The 21,155-nt window shown below is 37.9% G+C and carries 22 protein-coding genes and 1 pseudogene; 12 read left to right on the forward strand and 11 right to left on the reverse strand.

Going from position 1 to position 21,155, the window contains the following annotated elements; genetic code table 11:
- Positions 1 to 105: 105 nt before the first annotated feature.
- A pseudogene (locus tag H6G68_RS23735) lies at positions 106 to 429 on the reverse strand (FAD-dependent oxidoreductase); the annotation flags it as partial.
- A gap of 215 nt (positions 430 to 644) precedes the next feature.
- Here H6G68_RS23735 and H6G68_RS23740 point away from each other — a divergent pair.
- From H6G68_RS23740 to H6G68_RS23750, 3 genes are all read left to right on the forward strand, one after another.
- Positions 645 to 1,352 (forward strand): class I SAM-dependent methyltransferase, encoded by a 708-nt coding sequence (locus H6G68_RS23740; protein WP_190908849.1) that lies wholly within the window; start codon positions 645 to 647, stop codon positions 1,350 to 1,352.
- Between the two features lie 139 nt (positions 1,353 to 1,491).
- Complete coding sequence (gene mtnA, locus H6G68_RS23745; protein ID WP_190908850.1) at positions 1,492 to 2,535, forward strand: S-methyl-5-thioribose-1-phosphate isomerase; 1,044 nt, start codon at positions 1,492 to 1,494, stop codon at positions 2,533 to 2,535.
- Positions 2,536 to 2,551: 16 nt separating this feature from the next.
- Positions 2,552 to 3,388 carry a hypothetical protein gene (locus tag H6G68_RS23750; protein ID WP_190908851.1) on the forward strand — a complete coding sequence of 279 codons (837 nt, stop codon included), beginning with the start codon at positions 2,552 to 2,554 and terminating at the stop codon, positions 3,386 to 3,388.
- Positions 3,389 to 3,673: 285 nt separating this feature from the next.
- On the opposite strand, the gene H6G68_RS23755 is transcribed toward H6G68_RS23750, so the two are convergent.
- From H6G68_RS23755 to H6G68_RS23765, 3 genes are read right to left on the reverse strand one after another with little or no spacing between them, the layout of a single operon-like run.
- Positions 3,674 to 4,813, reverse strand: coding sequence for an ABC transporter ATP-binding protein (locus H6G68_RS23755; protein ID WP_190908852.1), 1,140 nt, complete (start codon positions 4,811 to 4,813; stop codon positions 3,674 to 3,676).
- Between the two features lie 23 nt (positions 4,814 to 4,836).
- On the reverse strand, positions 4,837 to 5,079 hold the full coding sequence (locus tag H6G68_RS23760) for a hypothetical protein (protein WP_190908853.1): 243 nt from the start codon (positions 5,077 to 5,079) through the stop codon (positions 4,837 to 4,839).
- A 20-nt stretch (positions 5,080 to 5,099) separates the two neighbouring features.
- Positions 5,100 to 5,813 carry a GUN4 domain-containing protein gene (locus H6G68_RS23765; RefSeq protein ID WP_127056136.1) on the reverse strand — a complete coding sequence of 238 codons (714 nt, stop codon included), beginning with the start codon at positions 5,811 to 5,813 and terminating at the stop codon, positions 5,100 to 5,102.
- Between the two features lie 304 nt (positions 5,814 to 6,117).
- Here H6G68_RS23765 and H6G68_RS23770 point away from each other — a divergent pair, with 304 nt between their 5' ends.
- Together H6G68_RS23770 and H6G68_RS23775 are read left to right on the forward strand one after the other, a co-directional pair.
- The gene (locus tag H6G68_RS23770; RefSeq protein ID WP_190908854.1) at positions 6,118 to 7,539 is read left to right on the forward strand and encodes an NADP-dependent isocitrate dehydrogenase; all 1,422 of its coding nucleotides are present in this window, start codon (positions 6,118 to 6,120) and stop codon (positions 7,537 to 7,539) included.
- 154 nt (positions 7,540 to 7,693) lie between these two features.
- Complete coding sequence (locus H6G68_RS23775; RefSeq protein WP_190908855.1) at positions 7,694 to 8,269, forward strand: Uma2 family endonuclease; 576 nt, start codon at positions 7,694 to 7,696, stop codon at positions 8,267 to 8,269.
- A gap of 178 nt (positions 8,270 to 8,447) precedes the next feature.
- Here the strand turns inward: H6G68_RS23775 and H6G68_RS23780 are convergent, their stop codons facing one another.
- The gene (locus tag H6G68_RS23780) at positions 8,448 to 11,066 is read right to left on the reverse strand and encodes an ATP-binding protein (protein WP_190908856.1); all 2,619 of its coding nucleotides are present in this window, start codon (positions 11,064 to 11,066) and stop codon (positions 8,448 to 8,450) included.
- Between the two features lie 9 nt (positions 11,067 to 11,075).
- Positions 11,076 to 12,101 carry an nSTAND1 domain-containing NTPase gene (locus H6G68_RS23785; RefSeq protein WP_190908857.1) on the reverse strand — a complete coding sequence of 342 codons (1,026 nt, stop codon included), beginning with the start codon at positions 12,099 to 12,101 and terminating at the stop codon, positions 11,076 to 11,078.
- A gap of 203 nt (positions 12,102 to 12,304) precedes the next feature.
- On the opposite strand from H6G68_RS23785, the gene H6G68_RS23790 reads away from it, so the two are divergent.
- Positions 12,305 to 12,607, forward strand: a complete 303-nt coding sequence (locus H6G68_RS23790) for a hypothetical protein (RefSeq protein WP_190908858.1) — start codon at positions 12,305 to 12,307, stop codon at positions 12,605 to 12,607.
- A gap of 147 nt (positions 12,608 to 12,754) precedes the next feature.
- Positions 12,755 to 13,477 carry a superoxide dismutase gene (locus H6G68_RS23795; protein WP_199332706.1) on the forward strand — a complete coding sequence of 241 codons (723 nt, stop codon included), beginning with the start codon at positions 12,755 to 12,757 and terminating at the stop codon, positions 13,475 to 13,477.
- 38 nt (positions 13,478 to 13,515) lie between these two features.
- On the opposite strand, the gene rsmG is transcribed toward H6G68_RS23795, so the two are convergent.
- Positions 13,516 to 14,271 (reverse strand): 16S rRNA (guanine(527)-N(7))-methyltransferase RsmG, encoded by a 756-nt coding sequence (rsmG, locus tag H6G68_RS23800; RefSeq protein WP_190908859.1) that lies wholly within the window; start codon positions 14,269 to 14,271, stop codon positions 13,516 to 13,518.
- Between the two features lie 24 nt (positions 14,272 to 14,295).
- Positions 14,296 to 14,967: an ABC transporter ATP-binding protein gene (locus H6G68_RS23805; protein WP_190908860.1), complete on the reverse strand. Its 672-nt coding sequence runs from the start codon at positions 14,965 to 14,967 to the stop codon at positions 14,296 to 14,298.
- 467 nt (positions 14,968 to 15,434) lie between these two features.
- Here H6G68_RS23805 and H6G68_RS23810 point away from each other — a divergent pair, with 467 nt between their 5' ends.
- The 4 genes from H6G68_RS23810 to H6G68_RS23825 all read left to right on the forward strand — a co-directional run bounded on the left by H6G68_RS23810 (position 15,435) and on the right by H6G68_RS23825 (position 18,052).
- Positions 15,435 to 16,367 (forward strand): Sll0314/Alr1548 family TPR repeat-containing protein, encoded by a 933-nt coding sequence (locus H6G68_RS23810; protein ID WP_190908861.1) that lies wholly within the window; start codon positions 15,435 to 15,437, stop codon positions 16,365 to 16,367.
- 39 nt (positions 16,368 to 16,406) lie between these two features.
- Positions 16,407 to 16,859, forward strand: coding sequence for a DUF3531 family protein (locus tag H6G68_RS23815; protein WP_190908862.1), 453 nt, complete (start codon positions 16,407 to 16,409; stop codon positions 16,857 to 16,859).
- 8 nt (positions 16,860 to 16,867) lie between these two features.
- Positions 16,868 to 17,299, forward strand: a complete 432-nt coding sequence (locus H6G68_RS23820) for an NUDIX hydrolase (protein ID WP_190908863.1) — start codon at positions 16,868 to 16,870, stop codon at positions 17,297 to 17,299.
- A 192-nt stretch (positions 17,300 to 17,491) separates the two neighbouring features.
- Positions 17,492 to 18,052 carry a Uma2 family endonuclease gene (locus H6G68_RS23825; protein WP_190908864.1) on the forward strand — a complete coding sequence of 187 codons (561 nt, stop codon included), beginning with the start codon at positions 17,492 to 17,494 and terminating at the stop codon, positions 18,050 to 18,052.
- Positions 18,053 to 18,207: 155 nt separating this feature from the next.
- On the opposite strand, the gene H6G68_RS23830 is transcribed toward H6G68_RS23825, so the two are convergent.
- Complete coding sequence (locus H6G68_RS23830; RefSeq protein WP_127056127.1) at positions 18,208 to 18,540, reverse strand: hypothetical protein; 333 nt, start codon at positions 18,538 to 18,540, stop codon at positions 18,208 to 18,210.
- Positions 18,540 to 18,929: a hypothetical protein gene (locus H6G68_RS23835; RefSeq protein ID WP_190908865.1), complete on the reverse strand. Its 390-nt coding sequence runs from the start codon at positions 18,927 to 18,929 to the stop codon at positions 18,540 to 18,542. The genes H6G68_RS23830 and H6G68_RS23835 overlap by 1 nt, the downstream gene beginning before the upstream one ends.
- Before the next feature lie 326 nt (positions 18,930 to 19,255).
- On the opposite strand from H6G68_RS23835, the gene H6G68_RS23840 reads away from it, so the two are divergent.
- Positions 19,256 to 20,701: a DUF3370 domain-containing protein gene (locus H6G68_RS23840; RefSeq protein WP_190908866.1), complete on the forward strand. Its 1,446-nt coding sequence runs from the start codon at positions 19,256 to 19,258 to the stop codon at positions 20,699 to 20,701.
- Between the two features lie 28 nt (positions 20,702 to 20,729).
- On the opposite strand, the gene H6G68_RS23845 is transcribed toward H6G68_RS23840, so the two are convergent.
- The gene (locus H6G68_RS23845) at positions 20,730 to 21,017 is read right to left on the reverse strand and encodes a small RNA NsiR4-regulated ssr1528 family protein (RefSeq protein WP_071189144.1); all 288 of its coding nucleotides are present in this window, start codon (positions 21,015 to 21,017) and stop codon (positions 20,730 to 20,732) included.
- Positions 21,018 to 21,155: the final 138 nt, after the last annotated feature.

Raw genomic sequence — 21,155 nt, forward strand, 5'->3', positions numbered from 1 at the left:
TGTGCTGTGGATGGTTTACTTATTTCTCTAATTGTCCGATACCTATGACTAGATGACCCATATTTATAAATGCACTATTTTGTCATTCTGTCAATGCGTAAGTCCTAATTCCTTTACCCAGTCAGCAAAAATTTCTGCACCTATACGCGGTTCATAACTAAAAAAGCTCACCCAACTGTTATCTAATCCTCCTGGTTGTCGTTGGCGTAATTCTTGTATAAATGCACCCCATAAGCCGGTTTGAAAGGCTTGTAATTCGTTACCATCAGGTGCAGATACGCCCGCTGAGGTGAGCATTCCTCCCAACCAGGGAAATTCGCTAACGAGGATGGTTTTAGCGCCTCTTCGTGCCGCTTGGATAGCCGCCGCAGTTCCGCCGGTTCCTCCTCCAACTACTAGGACATCGGTTGTATAGGTTTGATTGAGCATAGATAATAGTTACTGTACTTTTTTGATGATGAGTGATTATAAATCGAGAAATCAGCTAAATATCAATAAATTAATTTATACTGAAATTGTTATGTGAGCATATTATCAAAATTGGTCTAATGCAACCAGATACTTTACAAGTAGGTTTATTGGGATTAATACATTCTAATGGAGACTTTTCTCAAAATAATCTACACACATAAAAATAAAAGCAAATGCCAGAACAAAATATAAATTTTGACTCTAACCCACCAGTTGCTACCAATGAGTACGACACAATGATTCAAATGGCTTTACCTGGTTATGAGGTAATGCACAATATGGCATTATCTGTTCTCAGAGCAAACATACCAGAAAAAGCTAATTTGTTGATAGTGGGTGCTGGTAGTGGTATGGAATTAGTTAAGTTTAGTAAAGGTAATTCACAGTGGCAAATGCTAGGTGTAGATCCATCGATTAATATGCTATCTATTGCTCAGAATAAAATAGAAGAGCATGGATTATCTGAACGAATTAAATTATTTGCTGGATATACACATGATTTAGATACTACTTTTGCATATGATGCAGCAACTTGTATTTTAGTAATGCATTTTCTACCTGATGATGGCAGTAAATTGGCTTTACTAAAAAATATTGCCCAGCGTCTAAAATCATCAGCTACTTTTATTTTAGTAGACATATTTGGTGAAAAAGAAACTGATGAATTTGAAAAAATGATTTCCATCATTAAAGTTTATTGGGAGCAAATGGGAATGAACCCAGAAAAAAGGATGGAAGGACTAGAAACAATCAAAAAAGGTGTTGTTCCTATTTCAGAAATGAGAGTAGTGGAATTATTACAGCAAGCTGGTTTTGGCAATATCTTGAGATTTTATACAGGACTTTGGGTTGGTGGTTGGGTAGCAACTAAAAACTCTTAATGTACTATTTGGATATTTTTATTACTTAGACTAGCGTAGCTATCGCTCACAATCACCCTAAAGTTGCTATGATGACTACTTATTTCCCATAGTAGTAGGGAATAGGGACTGATAAATAACTCTTACCAATTACCCATTTATGCTTTATCCCGTTGTTTGGAAAAATAACTCCGTTTTACTAATCGACCAAACTCGTTTACCAAATGAGTATGCTGTGGTGGAAATTCATCGCAGTGAAGATATGGCCGAAGCAATTAGAACTATGATTGTTAGAGGTGCGCCAGCAATAGGTGTCGCTGCTGCTTATGGAATGTATTTGGGTGCGAGGGAAATTGAAACTAGCGATCGCACCGAATTTTTGCAACAATTAGAAAAAGTTGCTCAATTGTTGCGTTCTACCCGTCCCACAGCCGTAAATTTGTTTTGGGCAATTGGTAGAATGATACAAACTGCTTATGAAACTCTGGGAACAATCGCAGAAATTCAACAAATTCTCCTAGAAACTGCCCAAACTATCAACGCTGAAGATATTCAAACCTGTGAAGCTATAGGTGATCATGGTTTAGCAGCTTTACCCAAAACCCCAGAAAAGCTAATTATACTTACCCATTGTAACGCCGGTGCTTTAGCAACTGCTGGTTATGGTACTGCATTAGGTGTAGTGCGTTCTGCGTGGAGAGAAGGACGTTTAACGCGAGTATTTGCAGATGAAACTCGTCCCCGTTTACAAGGTGCAAAACTCACCGCATGGGAATGTGTACAAGAAGGAATTCCCGTAACAGTTATTACTGATAATATGGCTGCACATTGCATGAAACAAGGTTTAATTGATGCGGTTGTTGTAGGTGCTGATAGAATTGCTGCCAATGGGGACACCGCTAATAAAATTGGAACTTACAGTTTAGCTATAGTAGCTCAAAAACATAATATCCCCTTCTTTGTTGCTGCACCTGTTTCTACTATTGATTTTACCTTATCTGAAGGTAGTCTAATCCCTATTGAAGAACGTCATCCATCGGAAATATATCAAATTGGTGATACTATTTTGACACCTTCAGGAGTAGAGTTTTATAATCCTGCGTTTGATGTTACTCCCGCCGAATTAATTACAGCCATTATTACAGAAAATGGTGCATTTCCTCCTGGTGATTTAGTAAAGTCTCAAACAAATTCAATGGTGTAAATCGCAAAATTCAATAATGCAAAAACTAATTCCCACAATTTACTTAATTATTGGCTGTATATCAATTGTCGGTTGTGGTAATTCACCAACTAATACAGCTAATACAGCACCAGAAAGATCAACTAATACTGTTGCACAATCTCAAACGACAACTTCTCCAGAACCTGAAACAGAAACTTCAGCTAAAACCGAATCTACCCAAAAAGATGAAACAGAAACTTCAGCTAAAACAGGTAAAACTACCCAATCTGAGACAAAAGTACCCAAACAACTAAAAGTGGGAACAGTCAAAGAATTAGTCAATGGTGATTTACTATGTTATGTCAAATTAGTAGCTGAAAATGGAACTGAATATAATGAAGGTGCAAGTTTTGAGATTTGTGCAGAAGAAACAAAATTTTTAAATAAAAAAGTACGTGCTTCTTACCAAATAAAATCAGTTAATGATTGTCAAAGTATTGAACCATGTGGTAAAACTCGCAAAGAATCTATCATTACTAACATGGAAGTTCTAGATGAGAAATCATCCACCACAACCGAAGATAGTAAATCAAGTAAATCAAACACCATAAGTAATGGTGAGTGGACAATTACGATTGGAAATACTGACTCTTGGACAGGAGTTAATAATACAGGAAACTTGACTTATAAAGGATGTGACTCTCAAGGTAAATGTATTAATTTAACAGGTGGAAAAATCTCTTGTCGGGATGGTAAATGTGTTACAGGTTGGACAAATGGAGATTATCTCTACATTTTAGAACAACCGATTACAGAAAATGGAAATTCTCCTTCAACCCTAATTGTCAAAAAAGGTGATAGTGAGGTTTTAAAAGCTACAGGATTGAAATAAATTTTTATTTTTTATATTGATTTTTAGTAGGTTGGGTTAAGCAACAGCGCAACCCAACAAAAGTTTTGATAATTTTATTAGACATCGACCGAATTTAAATATGCGTGACCTAAAACCCTTGTAGAGACGTTCCATGGGTAGGGATTCTCGGCTCTACAATATTTACCACCAGATGTCTATTTGATAATGTTGGGTTTCCTTACGTCAAACGCTACTTGCTCCAAACAGGGAAACTCGTCCACAGTGGTGACTCCCCAACCTACATTTTTTGATTTTGAATTATCCTCAAGCAACGGGAAAAACTCTATTACCATTACTTGGATTAAATACAAATAACTGACTTAAATCTAATTGCAAATTCAGCCGTTCTCCTGGATGTAAACGGACATCTCTACCAACTTGCACATTTAGCCAACCAGAAGAACCAGATAAACTTGTACGAATCAATGTTTCTCGTCCTAAAGGTTCTACCACCTTCACGTCTGCAACCAAACCTCCCAACTCTTCCTTTCTGAGTTCTCCGCGCCTCTGTGGTTCGTTAATATATTCATTAATATATTTGTTAATATAAATATGTTCAGGACGAATCCCTAAATTACAAATTTGTTCTGGTTGTAAACTTAAAGCTGCTTTGATATTTTTGGGAACTGCTAATAATTGACCACTAACATCAAAACTATCGCCTTTATAAATAGCTGGTAAAATATTCATAGGCGGATTGCCCAAAAAAGTCGCTACCATCTCATTAGCAGGTAAAGCATAAATACTTTGAGGAGCGCCAATTTGTTGAATTCGTCCACGATTTAGTACCACAATTTTATCAGCCAAAGTCATCGCTTCAACTTGATCATGGGTGACGTAAATTGTCGTAATTCCTAATTGTTGATGTAGCTGTTTTAATTCAGCCCTGGTATCATCTCGCAATTGGGTATCTAAATTAGATAAAGGTTCGTCAAGTAAAAATAATTGTGGTTGACGTGCGATCGCTCTTCCTAATGCTACTCGTTGTTGCTGTCCCCCAGATAGTTGTTTAGGCTTCCTATCTAAAAGATATTCTAGAGAAAGCGATCGCGCTATAGTCAACACCCGTTCTTGAATCGTCTTGGGGTCAATTTTTCGCATTTCTAACCCAAAACCGATGTTCTGCGCTACCGTCATGTGGGGATAAAGGGCATAGTTCTGGAATACCATCGCTACATCACGCGCTCTTGCTGGTATATCGTTAACCAAGCGATCGCCTATATACAAATTACCAGATGTAGCAGCTTCTAACCCAGCAATGGTTCGTAAAATCGTAGATTTACCACAACCTGAAGGCCCAACTAAAACCCAAAACTCCCCATCAGGAATTTCAAAGCTGATATCCTCAATTGCGGTGACATTGTTAAATCTACGCTTAACGTTTTCTAGCAGCACTTTTGCCATTTTTAATCAGTGGTAATTGGTAATTAGTGATTGGGAATTGGGAATTGGTGATTGGGAATTGGGAATTGGTGATTGGTGATTGGTGATTGGTGATTGGGAATTGGTGATTGGTGATTGGTGATTGGTGATTTGGTAATAATTATTTTCAAATTATCTCCCCATCTCCCTATCTCCGCGTCTCCCCATCTCCGCGTCTCCCCATCTCCGCGTCTCCCCATCTCCGCGTCTCCCCATCTCTCCATCTCTCCATCTCCGCGTCCCCCCATCTCACCATCTCCCCAATCACCTAACTCCAAGCCGGGTGGTTGAGAAGAGAAGACATCACCCGCACACCCCGCAGTTGATTAGAGAGGGGTAGATGACCTCTGGGGGCGCTTAAATCCCATGTGAACTCGTGGGGATAGCGCGTCCATATATTACCGCTCTTCCAGCCAATTTTCGGCCATAAGTTTTCCCAGTTTTTCCCCAACCCCAACCAAATTTCTCGCTGTACGGAAAAACCAAATTTACCTTCTGAGTGAACTACCCACAGATGATTAATGGTTTTTAGGTCTTGGATGGGAAAATTTTCTACTTCGGTAAAATATAACCACTTTCTTTGTACTGCTTGAGATCCTGCTACCTCACACATTGTTTGAATTGTCAATAGGTCAGCAGCTTGGAAATCTGACGCGACGAGAAGCTTTTGCAAAGAATTGTAATTGATCCCACAGTCTGATTTTAGAGGTACAATTCCCTCAGGAAAATAAGTTTGTAGAAATTCCTTGGCTTTTGGTGCATCAGAGTTGTAGACTACTTTGTAGGCTTTACCATCAATCCAAGTTGCTGGGGTATCACGACGTTTCAGTAAAAATTCCTGCAATACATCTAACCCCTCATTACCCAAGTCAGCTAACTGTGGGATGATTTGTTGTTGGACTTTTTCAGACCCAGCGATTAACTTTTGGCGCAGGGAGTCGATGTGATTAGCAGTGCCTGATAGAATCATTGGGTCTGTCATGCCATTACTCGTGTTAGCGTTCAGTGGAAAAACGAATCAGCTATTGGGCATTCTACAAAATGAAGCACAGATAGCGAAAAGTAGTTTACTATTTTTGATTGCCTCCGGCACGCTACGCGAACGTACAAAATAGCGGCGGTTTAACTGAAAGCTACACTTGAGCCACCAATACTGTATCAGATAAAGCAGGGGATAATCTGCGCCTCATGTCCGAGTGAAGACAAAAATAGCGAAATCTGTTAACCTGCCCAACGGATATTTTCTCACTTTGTGTGGCAGCGTATCAATTTGGAGTTTGTGAATTATGTACGACAAGATTACCCCCCCGACAACTGGATCAAAAATTACCTTCAAAAATGGTGAGCCAGTTGTACCTGAAAATCCCATTATCCCGTTTATTCAAGGTGATGGGACGGGTATAGATATTTGGCCAGCGACCGAAAAAGTGCTTGATGCTGCGGTAGCAAAGGCGTACAAAGGCACAAGAAAAATTAGCTGGTTCCGGGTTTATGCTGGTGATGAAGCTTGTGATTTATATGGTACTTACCAGTATTTACCTCAGGATACATTAACCGCTATTGAAGAATATGGCGTTGCTATTAAAGGCCCTTTAACTACTCCGGTAGGTGGGGGAATTCGTTCTTTAAATGTAGCACTCAGACAAATTTTTGACCTTTATACTTGCGTGCGTCCTTGCCGATATTACGCTGGTACACCATCTCCACACAAAACTCCAGAAAAACTGGATGTAATTATATATCGGGAAAATACGGAAGATATTTATTTGGGGATTGAGTGGAAACAGGGAAGTGAAATTGGCGATCGCTTGATAAAATTCCTGAATGAGGAATTGATACCCGCTACCCCAGAACATGGTAAAAAGCAAATTCCTCTGGATGCGGGAATTGGCATCAAACCCATCAGTAAAACCGGTTCTCAGCGTCTTGTCCGTCGGGCTATCAAACACGCCTTGTTATTGCCGAAAAATAAGCAACAAGTGACCTTGGTGCATAAAGGCAATATCATGAAATACACCGAAGGCGCTTTCCGTGATTGGGGTTATGAATTAGCAACTACGGAATTTCGTCAAGAAACGGTTACAGAAAGGGAATCTTGGATTTTGGGTAACAAGGAGAAAAACGCCAATCTCTCCTCAGAAGAAAACGCCCGCATGATTGATCCTGGTTTTGATTCCTTGACTCCAGAGAAGAAAGCGCAAATTGTCAAGGAAGTAGAAACAACTCTTAACACCATTTGGGAAAGCCACGGAAACGGCAAATGGAAAGAGAAAATCATGGTTAATGATCGCATTGCCGATAGCATCTTTCAACAAATCCAAACTCGTCCAGATGAGTATTCGATTTTGGCGACAATGAACCTCAACGGTGATTATTTGTCTGATGCGGCTGCGGCTATCGTTGGCGGTTTAGGCATGGGGCCAGGGGCAAATATTGGCGATTCCTGCGCTATTTTTGAAGCTACCCACGGTACAGCACCCAAACACGCTGGGTTAGACAAGATTAACCCTGGTTCTGTGATTCTTTCTGGTGTGATGATGTTGGAATTTATGGGTTGGCAAGAAGCCGCAGATTTGGTTAAAAAAGGATTAGGTGCAGCCATAGCTAATGGTCAAGTCACCTATGACCTAGCGCGGTTAATGGAACCACCTGTAGAACCATTAAAATGTTCTGAATTTGCCGACGCAATCATCAAACATTTCGGTTAATTGCGGTTAACCATAGGGGCGGGGTTTCCCCGTCCTATCAATTGTCAGAATCAGGATATCCAGGATTAAAGGATGAACAGGATTGAGAAATTGTATATAAATCATATCTGAGTCATAATATTAATATATTCTAGTCAGGAGAATAAATATTTTTATGGTTATCAGTCCTTTAAAACTAAACTTAAATACAGTTGATTTTACCGATGAACAGTTTTATCAACTATGTCAAAAAAACAGCGATTTAAAATTTGAACGCACAGCTACAGGAGAATTAATTATTATGCCACCAGTGGGAGGAGAAAGTGGTAATAGAGAGGCAGATTTAATTATTGATTTAGGTATTTGGAATCGGCAAACAGGACTCGGTTACACTTTTAGTTCTTCCACTATATTTAAATTACCAAATGGTGGCGACCGTTCTCCAGATGCAGCTTGGATTAAAAAAGAACGTTGGGAAGCACTGACTCCTGAACAACAACGCAAATTTCCCCCCATTGCACCAGATTTTGTCATTGAATTAAGGTCAGCAACAGATGATTTAAAAACTCTGCGTCAGAAAATGCAAGAATATATGGATGCAGGAGTAAAACTGGGATGGTTGATAAATCCTCAGCAGCAACAAGTAGAAATTTATCGTTTAGGACAAGATGTGGAATTGCGAAATTTGCCTACAGAATTATTAGGGGAGGAGATATTACCAGGATTTAGTTTGAGTTTAGGTTGTTATTAAAATGCTCAATTTAATAATTATGTAGGGTGCGTTAGCAGCAGCGTAACGCACCAAAAAATTAATGCTGGTGCGTTACAGATTTCATCTTAACGCACCCTACCGTATATCAATTAATATTAAAAATGACCCTTTTTGCGTTTGAGAGGGGTTGGGGTGAGGTTCATCCAACTCATATAATTTAAGGATGTGATTTCACAACCCAACGCCGAAATAATTCTACTATTATATTCCAGCATTCCTGATTTTCTGCAATGACATCATGACGTTTTAAAGTGTCTAAAGCATTCTGTAAATCGGTTTCATTTATTCCTGTAAATTCAACTAACTCATTTACAGTTAATCCTTCAGTATTTTGTGCCAGATGACTTAAAATTATTTGTTGAGTATTACCATTCTCCCCAGCTTGACCCCAAACTCCATTAAAGTAATTACTACCTCTTTGGAAAAATTCCGGTTTATTAACAATTACTTCTACATCTTCCACTGTAAAAACTGGTTCGCGGGGTTTTCCTTGTTCAAAAACAAATTCATTATATAGTCGGACTAAATGAAAACCTACCAACTGCACTAAATAAGGTTGTCCGTAGGTTAAATCATAAATTTTATCTAGTGCTTCTGGTGCGTAGTCTAATAAAAATTCTTCAATAGCAGGGTTAGCGAGAATTTGACCAGTTGCACCACGACTGAGAAAACCCACACGAATATTAATCACACTACCAAAAAAGGGATGAAAATAATCTGCGGTCATTTCATCTAAAGTGTGTAACCCTGCAAAAGCAAAAGCTACTTGGGGAGATTCTTGTAATAAACCTCTCAATAAGTCCATAAAATTAGTAGGAATTTTTTGATCTTTGATTAAATCTTCAATTTTTTCAAATTCATCCAAAGCAATAATTAAACCACCGGATAAATTTTTAATTACCTCTTTAAAATAGCGGTTAAAAGTTGGGACAGGTAGTTTTAATAAATCATCATTATTAGGAGTGGGAATATTCACAACTTGGGAAATTTCATCACTAATAGCCATTAATACTTCTCCTACTCCTTGGGTTACATCTCCTAGCTTGAGTAAATTCACATAAGCAACTTTTACCTGGTTATCTAAAGAGTTAGCAGCATTACGTAAAATCGAAGTTTTACCCATGCGTCTATGACCATAAATAACTACGGACTGGAGTTGAGGACTGCTCAACCAAAGTTCTTCTAATTGTCCAATAATATCTTCTCTTCCAATAAACAAATTACCTAAAACAGGATCACCTATAATATAGGGATTATTTACAGGTTTAATAATAACAACTTCCCCGATTTCTCCAGCAATTTGTAATAGTTGTTGTTGCCAATTTTTGGCAATATCTATGATTAATATCTGCTCTGCTTTTGGCAGGGTGTCCGCTGTATTTAAAATAGTTATTAGTTCTCCTAATGCACGATTTAATGCTAAAGAACGAGCCGCACGAGATAAACTACGATTGATAAATTTCACATCTTCAATTACTTTGACGAATCTATCTAATACTTGCCAAGTGACAGGATGTAATAAATCTTCTGTTGGAAAAGTAGGTATTTGTAGGTTAGAAATAGAGTTTAATTCTTTAGCATCGTTAAATGCTGCTAGACTTTGAGCAAGAATATACATTTCTTCCCCATATAGAAGAGAACGAACTACAGCAAAAGCTTCCGTTGCTTTAGTTGGTTGTTTTTCATGAAAATACCAAAAGCCAGCAGCAGCAGCACGATAGGGTTTTTCGATTGAAGGCTTTTCTAAATCTGAGATATCTTTTATTAGTTGCCAATCAAAAGGATTATCAGCTAATCGAGAAATATATCCAATTACTTCGTTTTTGTCTGATAATTTCGTATTCAGTACGTTGTTAACTGCTTTAATAACAGAAGCAGATTGCATAGTATATGCTAACAGTTGATTAACATTATGTGTACCGTTTTCCCAGTCCTGTTGTAGCCAGTTTTGTAAACGGGAATTAAGATAAGGCAGAGGAACTCTAGTAATACGTGAAAACAGACGATTATCATTTCTGGAATAAAAGAGATTTAAAGGTAAGCAAATTAACCAATTTTCTGGACGTAAAACCGCCACACTGAATGCCACACCTACCACTACACCGAAAGCTAAACCTCCCTTCACACCTCCCAAAACACCCGCGACACCTCCCAATAAACCTCCCAAGACACCGAACACAACACCCACTACACCGAATATCAGACCGATTACTATACTGTATCCCACACTGGAGGCTATACCTCCCGTCATATCCTCTGTGACACCGAATGCCACACCGAAGGCCACGCCTAACGCCACACCAAATGCCACACCAAACGCCACACCTACAACACCGAATGCCACACCAAATGCCACACCAAATGCCACACCAAACGCCACAGTGGATGCTACAGTGGATGCTACAGTGAATGACATCCAAATGAATGTAACACTGAATGCAATACCTAATGCCACACTGAACCAGTTAATATGCAATCCTAATTCTTGTAAGCAGAAACAAATAAATATTGGTGTGACTATTGTTAAAACCACACCTTGAAATAGCAATTTACTCTGAACAGAATTGTTAAGTAATAACTCCATTCTTTTATTGCTTTCCATTTCCTTCTGAGGAATATAACCCCCGCCAAAAGTATCAACATACCACCGCAAAGCCTGCGGGAAAAAAAACACCCAATACAGTAACCTTAGGTAATCTAAAGGATTCCATAAAGAGAGGGGACTGTGTAATTTAGGGGCTAAATCTAAACATGGTACGGGAAATTGTGTAGTCATAATATATTTTTAAATATTGTTTTTTTGAGAATATTTTTTATACAAATTATAACAAAGCTGGGTTAACTTTTGGGGGTGTCCACCGCTTTCTTGAATCAGTTTTTGGATATCTGCTTCTGTAAAATTAATTGTGGTTGGTTGTAATCGCTTGGCAATAAATTCACGGATAGTTTTTTCATTCCAAGGGAGAATATTGATTTGTTGAAAAGCATTTTCCAATGGTGAATTAATTCCATTTTCACCATCCCTAAATAATTCTGGTAAAGATTTATTAGCAGCTACCACTAATTTTAAAGGAGCATTCATACCTTCTGACCAAAACCTTATCTGTCCTCTCACTCCTGGGGTAAATTCTGATAATTTGGAAACATTATCTAAAATTAATAAAATTTTTCTATTTTCTAAATCTCTTTTAGAGTCTCTAAAACTCAAATTACTACTAATGCCAATTCTATAAAATAATTCTTCATAAAAAGTTTCTTGGCTATCAATGTGTTCATTCAAATCCATAAACACCAACTTGCGATTTAAGTTAATTAAATTTTCATTCTGTTGACAAATTGCCCATAGTAAAGATGATTTACCAATTCCGTCGTCACCAATTATCGAGACATTGCAACTACTTTTTAGAAAGTCTAATATTTCACGTATTTCTGTTTCTCTACCAAAAAACTTTTTTGCAGTATCTACTTTTCCATTTAAAGGAAGAAAAGGATTTTGATTATCTTCAGGACTCTCTATAATTTCATCATCATTGCTCAAAAATATTTCTATTTCTTCTCTAAAATTATATTTATCAATATCGTCGTTCTTTAAAAGTATTCTAATTTTCGGAAATAGGTTTTTGTTAGCTACTTCCAGAAGATACGCTTCCGAATATGGTTTTTCGTTAGATTTATATATAATACCTAACATTTCATAATAAGTTTTGCCTTTCCAAATTTGGATAAAGACTTTTGATTCTATACTATTAAATGGTTTTTTTCTTGTTTGTAATATTTTTTGAATGGATTCTAAAGCTTTTTCTGCTTCCATTTGCACCTGTGTGAGTTCTAAAGTAGGTTTTTTGGCTTAGGTTCTATATTTTACAACAAAACCCACATTATCCTAGATTTACCTAGCAATTTTTGAGACTTATCCAGATAATCCTATATTTACCTAGATCCTAGCTATTCAGTATAGACGATCCGTAATGATAGAGACATGAAAAAAAGACACACATTTGAGGAGTGTAAACCATGTCTCAACAACCAACAGAAAAAGAAAATCTTGCTACCATGTCTAATAACACAACCCAATTTTTAGCCACTGCGGAAAAAATCATTGGTAACGTCACAAAATCAGAAATAGTTGAAATAGTTCAAGTTGGAACTAAAACCACAGAAACCATTTTCAAAGATTTATTGACATCTGGAGGTAAACCCGTCGCTGTGATTTTAGCTATTGCTGTTGTGATTGTAGCCACTGCAATACCTATTGCTACTTTGAAACTTTCTCCAAATCAGATAAATCAGCCTGCAAAAAGTTCTCAAGTCAAATGATAACTTGAGGGTGGGTTAAAGCATTGCTAACTCACCTTATACTGTTAAGGGGTGTGAATCACAATCCCTTAATCAGCTTTTGCAGTTATGATCTAAAACAGTGGAAAGTGTGAGCAAATTTACAAAAACGTAGCTGCAAAAAGATTTATGGCTTTAAATCGTCGTCATTTCTTGGTTTTACTGAGTGCTAGTAGTGGGGCTTTTATTTTAGATAGCTTTGCTTCAGCAGAAACATCACCCCCACAAACCCCAGCTATTCAACTACCCCCTTTACCCTACGCTTACGACGCACTAGAACCGCATATCGACGCTAGAACAATGCAGTTCCATCATGATAAACACCATGCAGCATATGTGAATAACTTAAATCAGGCATTAGATAAATACCCAAAACTGAAAAGCAAATCAGTTGAAGCACTGTTGCAAAATCTCGATAATGTACCCGCAGATATTAGAACTACAGTTAGAAATAATGGCGGTGGACACGTTAACCATTCCATGTTTTGGAGAATAATGAAACCGAATGGCGGTGGTGAACCCACAGGAGAAATAGCAACCGCAATTAAAGATAATTTTAGTAGTTTTGCAGATTTTAAAAAACAGTTTAATGCAGCTGGTGCTGGCCGTTTTGGTAGTGGTTGGGTTTGGTTAGTTCGTAGCAAAAATGGTAAATTAGAAATCACAACTACCGCAAATCAAGATAATCCTTTAAGCAAAGGCAAATATCCCATTTTTGGTAATGATGTTTGGGAACACGCCTATTATCTTAAATATCAAAACCGTCGTCCTGATTATTTAGAAGCTTGGTGGAATGTAGTCAACTGGGATGAAATTAATCAACGCTTTGCAGACGCAACTAAATTAGGATAATTCGTAGTTGATTTTTTACCAATTTCCCTTTAGCAAACTTACAAAGGCTTTTGACTCGGTATCCCAACAGCACGGGGAAATTGAATTGGAGTGTTTACCACTTTTCGCAAATAAATACAATGACGAATGCTGTTAGTAAAAGGCGTGGTAAATTCTTCAATTAATTCAATTACCCCACCCAATTGATTAGCAGCATTTTTTAGACTTTTGCTTTCTTCTTGTGTCCAGCTTCCCCGATAAATTACAGCTAAACCACCCTGTTTTACCAACGGTAGACTATATTCAGCACAGGCGGAAGCTGTACCCACAGCCCGAATTAAAGCTAAATCATACCTTTGGCGATGTTTATTTTCCTGACCAATTTCTTCTGCCCTTCCTACAAGAGTTTTGGTATTAGTTAGAGAAAGATTACTTAATATCGAATCAATAAAATTAATTTTTTTACGCGTTGAATCTAACAAAGTTATTTGACTATTGGGAAAAATTATAGAAATTGGTAAACCCGGAAAACCTGCACCTGTGCCAATATCAATTACAGATACACCTGCTGAAAGAGAAGAAATAAATTGCTGTTTCGGTGCAATACCTCGCAGAGAATCCCAAAGATGCTTTTCCCAAAATTCATCAGGTTCAGTAATGCGAGTTAAATTAAGTTGCCGATTCCCTTCTACAATTAATTCATAAAGCTGTTGAAATTGTTTTTGTTGTTGGTCTGTTGGTTGCCAATTTAGAGTTTGCTGCCAGATTTCTGCCATTTCCGGTAAACTGGCTATAGGTAAAGATTCTAGAGTCATTATTACTGTTGTAATTGTTAATTTTTAATTTACTATTGGTTCTTTTTGTTTACTTGCCAATGTCGCTGGGTCAACTGCTTCTAGTACACCATGATTGAGTGTCCAGCACTTGTCAGCTATTGGCAACATATCCCCAGCGTCATGTGTTACAACTAACAGTGTCCAATCTTTTTTCAGTTTCGCTAATAAATTTACTAACTGGCGACGCATTGACCAATCTAAACCGGCTGTGGGTTCATCTAATAAGAGTAAATTCGGTTGGCGAATCAATTGCACTGCTAAAGCTAAACGTCTCTGCTGTCCACCGCTTAAAGCATGGGGAGAGGTAGAGAGTGATAAATGGTCTAATCCTACTTCGCTTAATGCCTGGTGAACTCGCTCTGAGCCTAACTCTGGATGCCCTAAACGTAATTCTTCTAAAATTGTACCACCGCAAAAGTGCCTTTCTGGAAACTGAAACACTATCCCAGCTAATTGTTGTAACTGTTCGGCTATGAGTTGTTGTTCCCGCCAGAAAGCTGCGCCTGATGTGGGTTCAGCTAGTCCAGATAAAATTTCTAGTAAGGTGCTTTTACCAGAACCACTGGGACCAATAATTAGACCTAGTTCTTGGGGTGGTAAGTCTAAGTTGATTGATTTGAGAATGGCTGTTGGGCAAGCTGTGGGGTGATAGGTTAAATTTCTAAGATAGAGCATTTGTTAAGATTACCAAAAAGTTAGCAAACCACCAAGTCTGAAGGACTATGAGTCACGGCTAGAAGAATACGGATTAAATGAACCGCGTTCGCGAAGCGTCTCGAAGAGAAGGCGCGTTCGCGCAGCGTTCCGAAGGAAAGGACGCGAAGGAAGAAGGAAGAAGGAAGAAGATAAGTGATCTTACACTGGGAAGGAGTATGAGTTGTGGAATCAGCAAAACTGACATCTTGTACTAAGTAACTTAGTGTTTAAGGGTGTAGAAAGTTTTGACGGTAATAACTTACAGCCGTTTTCAACTATTTAAACCACACATTGATTCCCTTCTTCCTTTGCGCCTCTGCGCCTCTGCGCGAAACAAAAACTGTGGTTCATTTACCTGAAAATAGCTGTAAGTTGAAAATTGGCTATTTTTTGCATTTTAAGTAACGGATAAGACTATTACAACCGCAATTATTCTGAGGATTTTTATGTTGAAACAGTTTTTTATTCCTCAATTAATAACCTCGCTTCGATTTCCTGTACTTGCTAAGGTGACTTTTGTTACTGCTATTACCCTAAATCTATGGGTAAATCCTTCTTGGGCTGGTGATCCGTTTCGGAGTAGTGAACCGCGTAAAATTGGCGATCGCACGGAAGCTGCTTTTAAGGCAATTTTTCAACAGGGAAATTATCCAGCAGCAGCCGATTTTCTGGAAAAAGCCCTCTCTAGTGAACCTGATGAACCTCTAGCTTATGCGATGAAAGCATCTTTAGCTTATGGAAATCAAGATTGGGTTAGTCTCAAGAATTACAGTCGTCAAACTCTGGAAACTGGACAAAAGTTGATTAGTAGTGACCCATTACGTGGTAATTTATACAGTGCTGTGGGGAATTTTTTGGAGGGTGCGGTAATTATCACTCGTGAAGGAACTGTCAATGGTGCTTCACAAGCATTGAGTCGATTACGCAAAGTCTATGAATATTTAGGTAATGCCGAAGCGATCGCTCCCAATGATCCAGAGTTAAACTTAATCCGAGGCTACATGGATTTATTGTTGGCGGTGAATTTACCTTTTACAAACCCAGATCAAGCAATTGAACGGCTAGAAAAAAATGCCGCCCCTGGGTATTTGGTAGATCGGGGTATTGCTTTGGCCTACCGAGATTTGAAAAAATACCCTGAAGCTTTAGATTATGTCAATCGCGCCTTAAAAACAACTGCGGATAACCCAGAAATCTATTACCTCAAAGCCCAAATCCTCCAAGCACAGGGAAGAAATGAAAAAAGCCAGAATCTGATTAAGGAAGCGATCGCTAATTTTGATAAAGCGTTAACCAAAAAATCCCAACTCCCCGCTAGTTTAGTAAAACAAATTGAATACGAACGTAAACAAGCTAAACAACGCTTACAAAATTTATGATAATTCGTAATTCATAATTAGCTATTACCCATTACCAAGATGAACATTCAATTCCGCGAGTTTAATGCTTTTGATGTCTGGATTTGGTTGAAATTCAGCACCGTACCCTCCCAACGTGAAAAACAATATGTAGAAGAAGTTTTTAATTCCTGGTTTTATTTGGGTAAATTAGGGGCATTTAATGCCGAAAATCTCCAAGTCCAAGATACCGGATTTGATATCAGTTACATGAATTACGATGCCAAAGGTTATGATAAAAGCCTCTTATCTTTGATGCACAACATGGGTGAGTTTGAGTATGAAGGAGAATGGGGACGGTGTTGGTTTGATTTAGGAACTAGTGATGCAATGGCACTCGATATTTTAATCAATTCTCTCACCCAGTTAAGTGAAGAATACGTCACTATTGAAGAATTATATATCGGCGGCGAAAACTCAGATTGGCCTGTTGAAGATAGTGAAAGTCGTGCTTACTCAATTTACGATAATTAGTCAAAACAATGAATAAAGCAGGTCAAATTCGCGTTATAGTTCTAGCACTAATTCGAGATGGTGATAGAATATTTGTATCTGAAGGTTACGACTCCACAAAACAATCAACATTTTATCGAGCTTTAGGTGGTGGCGTGGAATTCGCCGAAACTAGTCGTGTAGCTTTAGAAAGAGAGTTTCAAGAAGAAATTCAAGCTGATTTAACCAATATTCGCTACTTGAATTGTATAGAAAACCTATTTACTTTCGATGGTAAACAAGGACATGAAATCATTCAACTTTATCAATGTGATTTTGCAGATCCCAAATTTTACCAAATAGACAGTATCACTTTTTCCGAAACACCAGAACGTAAACACCGCGCTTTATGGATAGATATTTCTAAATTTAAATCAGGAGAATTAAGACTAGTACCAGAAGTCTTTTTTGATTATTTGTAATGTAAGAATATAGCAATTTTTGCAGAGATTGTGAACCTTTTGTAGGTTGGGTTAGACGCGATAATTAATTGATAAAGATCATAGATAAATCACCAAACCGCGTCGTAACCCAACATCCACTATAAAATATGTGTTCACGATTCATTTATGATTGCTATAGTCAAGCTATAGAGTCAAACTAGGAGATTCCTCATGGTTGTACAATTAGCCAAACGACGCTTTAACATTTCTCAGTACCACCAAATGAATAAAGCTGGCATTTTGAAAGAAGATGACAGAGTAGAATTAATTAACGGAGAAATTATTGAAATGTCACCAATTGGAACAAGACACGCAACTTGTGTGAGGAGATTAATTAATCTATTTTCTCAATTATTGGGTGAATTAGCAATAATTGATGCTCAAAATCCAATTATCTTAAATAATCTTTCAGAACCGCAACCAGACATAGCATTACTCAAACCCCGTGCAGATTTTTATGAAGCTGGACACCCGCAAACACAGGATATCTTACTATTAGTAGAAGTTGCAGATAGTAGCATTGAATATGACAGAGAAGTTAAAATTCCTCTTTATGCGAGTAGCGGAATTTCGGAAATTTGGTTAGTCGATATTGAAAAACAAGTAATTACAGTTTATCGCTACCCGACCGCAAATGGTTATAGCGAAATTAAAACTTTTCAGCGTGGTGATATTCTCGATTTACAAATATTTCCAGAAATTAAGTTAAATGTTGATAATGTTTTAGGATAATGTTGTTAATTAACTAATTAATTCTGGCCTTTAAGTTCCCTACCACTAACAATCAGCACGTTTTGTAGCGGTGTCTAAATCTCTTTTACAAAACTAAATTACGTATCCCTAGCGGGACCGGAGGCATTATTACGAATTACGAATTACGAATTATCTTAATCATATCTATCTTTTTTAAGTTTAATTACCTCAATGACATTATCATGATGTTGTCCACCGATAATATCCTTGAGATGAATTCTACCTTCAATATACTGTAAATGGATACGCCACCCAGAGATTTTATCAATATCAGCACGGTATATTGCTTGTTTAATACCTGTTACTTTATGTAATCTCGTTTTGGGAAACGTTCGCGTTCTATGACATTCATTATCTTCAAGTTCCGCTAAAGCTTCGAGAAAATCAATTTTTAACTCCTCTGGCAAAATCTTCATCGCTTCATAGATAACGCCATATTCATCTAGAAGAGGTTTAATTTGTGGCATTAGAAAGAAGTAACTTTAACTTCTAGATTTTCATCTACTGTAAAATCTTGATAAATAAACTCTGCAATAGCGTTATATGCCTTTTGTGCGTCTTCTGCGTTAACTATTCTAAATAAAGTGACTAATATACAACCAAAAATTGGATCATCATCAATAGTTAAAATTATTCTTTGTTGATCATTAATTTTGAGAGAATAGATAGTGGAATCATAGGAGTGATTAAGTTTTATATTTCTAAGTTGTTCGCTATTTTGGTAAAACGAATTGTTTTCAGATGACAAAAGTTCAAAATAGCGATTCATTTCTTTAATAATTCTAAACTTCTCCGTATCGGTAAATTGTTCTAAATCTTTCTCAAAATCCTTGGTCGATTCAATGAGTATATCCATCAATTTAACTCCTGAGTCGAAATTTCCAGGTTACTTTAAATTTACCCTAAACTTACAGATATAGGAATCATAAATGATATCTGATAGCTTGCATGGCGTAGCCATAAAATTTTAAGTCTCACCATTGCTGCTGTGGGCAATGCCCACTCTACGTATATTTTAAAAATAACATCTTATTCCTATAATTGTATGTAATTGTGTGGTTATAAGTGTAAGTACGCCAGATATTTTTTCAAAAAAAATAACTAGTCTCGGAAATATGCTACGAGGAAGCTGTAATTAAAATTGTTCATCTTTGAGAAGACATCTTTCTTCAAAAAAGCATTATGCCAGTTCCACAGCCAAAAAAGAAAATACCTGCAACCCTATTTATACTTTTATCAGGACTTGCTGTTACTCAAAGCATTGGATGTACAAGATTCAACGCCAATCATACCAAAGACTTAGCAAATGCTCAAACTCCACCCAAACCAGCACCTCAAGAAATTATCATCGGTGGAAAAGTGCGTGCTTTACCTGGAAAATTAGATACCATTCCTGTGTTTAACAGTAATAGTCCGGAATGGGTGAAAACTGAAGGCGTTTTACTTTCTACCTTTCCAGCAAATGGGAAAAAAGTTCCAGCAGCACATCTGAATTTTCCCTTTCAAGGACGGTTTGATTTATTTGCTCACCACTATAGCCACACTCCCAAGGATTTGCAAACTCTTTACCTGGGTATAATTTTGCATAATCCTGGTAAAAAATCTGTAACGGTAGATGTATTACAGGGTGCGAGTTATTTAATGCAAGATGCGCCTTTTGTAACTTTAGCTCCATACATTGAAAATAATGATGGTAAAGTGTTCTCAGGCCCAGGTGCTAGGGCGGTGGCTGATGTGCTACGGGGAGTTCGTCAAGCTGATTTTCCGGCTAAATTGGTAATTCCTGCGGGAAAAAGTCGGATGTTACTAAATCATCCTATTCCGGTGCGAAATTTAGAAAAACCTGTAAATGGTCGGTCTAGCTTTTTCCGGTTGCGTAGTAATGGCAAAGTTTATACAGCTAGTTTAGCAATGTATGCTAAGAAAAATGTTGATGGTACTGACCGTGCGCCAACTATGGCAGAATGGCAAGATTTACTAAATAACGGTAATTTTGCTGGGCCAAGAGATAAAATACCCACACCACCAGATGCTAAAGGGGGTCAATTAATTTATGGGCGTGTAGCGGGTGTTTCTGAAGGTTCGCGCTGGGAAGCAAAATTAGTAGATAGCCCGAAAACGGAAATTTTCACTATTCCCGAACCAGGTCAAGCAATTTCCTATCCTATCGCTAGTTTACGCGCTGGTAGATTGGGTACTGAACAAAATCAAACGGCGAAAATGTTGGTGCGTTATCCCGACACAGCTTATGAAGCACATGGAAATTATGGCGTAGAATATAATCTCAGTTTACCTTTAAGTAATAACACGTCTAAAGTTCAAAGTGTTGCTGTAACTTTAGAAACACCATTAAAAGAAGATAAATTAACTCAAGGTGGTGTCCGCTTCCGAAAACCATCTTTAGATTTTCCTTTCTTTCGGGGGACAGTGCGGTTGCGTTATGCTGATGAGAAGGGGGAACAGAAGACGCGCTATGTGCATTTATGGCATCGCACTGGTCAAGTGTTAGAACCTTTGACAGAAATTGTGTTACAACCTGGAATGAGGCGCATGGTGCAGCTAGATTTGATTTATCCACCCGATTCCACTCCACCCCAGGTATTAACGGTAAGAACCTTAGAAAAATGAGGTAAAGAAGCTGGGAGTTTTGCCCTTTTTATTTACCGCCGTAGAAGAAAGCAATTTCTTTTTCTTTCAGAGGTGCAAAACCAGCATTAACAAGCTTTTGGTCTAGTTCGGCTTGGGGAATGTGTTTTGCACCAATGCGGACGATTCGGGAACGCATGGTATTGGATACGCCACTACGCTGTCTACCTGCTTCTAGTCCCATAACTTGGCTGTATAATTCTAACTTAGCTTCGGGAATGGGAGAACCGTCAAAATCAATTCCTTTGGCGATCGCTACATCAATAGCATCAGCACCTGTAGTAGTTTCAGTAGTCATGGCAATTAGCTCTTAAGGATATTAAGTATACTGTACCAGTCTTTCTGCCACCTCTAGCTGTGTTGCTTGACTGATGAGCTTTGTGAGTCTAGACTTGTCAGTTTTGGAAATTTTAGTTTAATCTCTAACCAGCGGTGT

Source organism: Anabaena catenula FACHB-362 (genome assembly GCF_014698735.1).
GTDB lineage: Bacteria > Cyanobacteriota > Cyanobacteriia > Cyanobacteriales > Nostocaceae > Anabaena > Anabaena variabilis_A.

What these genes read in the sequence shown, in the direction of transcription:
- H6G68_RS23825 (WP_190908864.1), top strand. Translation starts at nt 17,492, where the DNA reads ATGGTTGTACAATTAGCCAAACGACGCTTTAACATTTCTCAGTACCAC.
- H6G68_RS23765 (WP_127056136.1), bottom strand. Translation starts at nt 5,813, where the DNA reads ATGACAGACCCAATGATTCTATCAGGCACTGCTAATCACATCGACTCC.
- H6G68_RS23770 (WP_190908854.1), top strand. Translation starts at nt 6,118, where the DNA reads ATGTACGACAAGATTACCCCCCCGACAACTGGATCAAAAATTACCTTC.
- H6G68_RS23785 (WP_190908857.1), bottom strand. Translation starts at nt 12,101, where the DNA reads ATGGAAGCAGAAAAAGCTTTAGAATCCATTCAAAAAATATTACAAACA.
- rsmG (WP_190908859.1), bottom strand. Translation starts at nt 14,271, where the DNA reads ATGACTCTAGAATCTTTACCTATAGCCAGTTTACCGGAAATGGCAGAA.
- H6G68_RS23740 (WP_190908849.1), top strand. Translation starts at nt 645, where the DNA reads ATGCCAGAACAAAATATAAATTTTGACTCTAACCCACCAGTTGCTACC.
- H6G68_RS23755 (WP_190908852.1), bottom strand. Translation starts at nt 4,813, where the DNA reads ATGGCAAAAGTGCTGCTAGAAAACGTTAAGCGTAGATTTAACAATGTC.
- H6G68_RS23810 (WP_190908861.1), top strand. Translation starts at nt 15,435, where the DNA reads ATGTTGAAACAGTTTTTTATTCCTCAATTAATAACCTCGCTTCGATTT.
- H6G68_RS23805 (WP_190908860.1), bottom strand. Translation starts at nt 14,967, where the DNA reads ATGCTCTATCTTAGAAATTTAACCTATCACCCCACAGCTTGCCCAACA.
- H6G68_RS23845 (WP_071189144.1), bottom strand. Translation starts at nt 21,017, where the DNA reads ATGACTACTGAAACTACTACAGGTGCTGATGCTATTGATGTAGCGATC.
- H6G68_RS23775 (WP_190908855.1), top strand. Translation starts at nt 7,694, where the DNA reads ATGGTTATCAGTCCTTTAAAACTAAACTTAAATACAGTTGATTTTACC.
- H6G68_RS23790 (WP_190908858.1), top strand. Translation starts at nt 12,305, where the DNA reads ATGTCTCAACAACCAACAGAAAAAGAAAATCTTGCTACCATGTCTAAT.
- H6G68_RS23750 (WP_190908851.1), top strand. Translation starts at nt 2,552, where the DNA reads ATGCAAAAACTAATTCCCACAATTTACTTAATTATTGGCTGTATATCA.
- H6G68_RS23815 (WP_190908862.1), top strand. Translation starts at nt 16,407, where the DNA reads ATGAACATTCAATTCCGCGAGTTTAATGCTTTTGATGTCTGGATTTGG.
- H6G68_RS23780 (WP_190908856.1), bottom strand. Translation starts at nt 11,066, where the DNA reads ATGACTACACAATTTCCCGTACCATGTTTAGATTTAGCCCCTAAATTA.
- H6G68_RS23840 (WP_190908866.1), top strand. Translation starts at nt 19,256, where the DNA reads ATGCCAGTTCCACAGCCAAAAAAGAAAATACCTGCAACCCTATTTATA.
- mtnA (WP_190908850.1), top strand. Translation starts at nt 1,492, where the DNA reads ATGCTTTATCCCGTTGTTTGGAAAAATAACTCCGTTTTACTAATCGAC.
- H6G68_RS23760 (WP_190908853.1), bottom strand. Translation starts at nt 5,079, where the DNA reads ATGGGGGGACGCGGAGATGGAGAGATGGAGAGATGGGGAGACGCGGAG.
- H6G68_RS23795 (WP_199332706.1), top strand. Translation starts at nt 12,755, where the DNA reads ATGGCTTTAAATCGTCGTCATTTCTTGGTTTTACTGAGTGCTAGTAGT.
- H6G68_RS23835 (WP_190908865.1), bottom strand. Translation starts at nt 18,929, where the DNA reads ATGGATATACTCATTGAATCGACCAAGGATTTTGAGAAAGATTTAGAA.
- H6G68_RS23830 (WP_127056127.1), bottom strand. Translation starts at nt 18,540, where the DNA reads ATGCCACAAATTAAACCTCTTCTAGATGAATATGGCGTTATCTATGAA.
- H6G68_RS23820 (WP_190908863.1), top strand. Translation starts at nt 16,868, where the DNA reads ATGAATAAAGCAGGTCAAATTCGCGTTATAGTTCTAGCACTAATTCGA.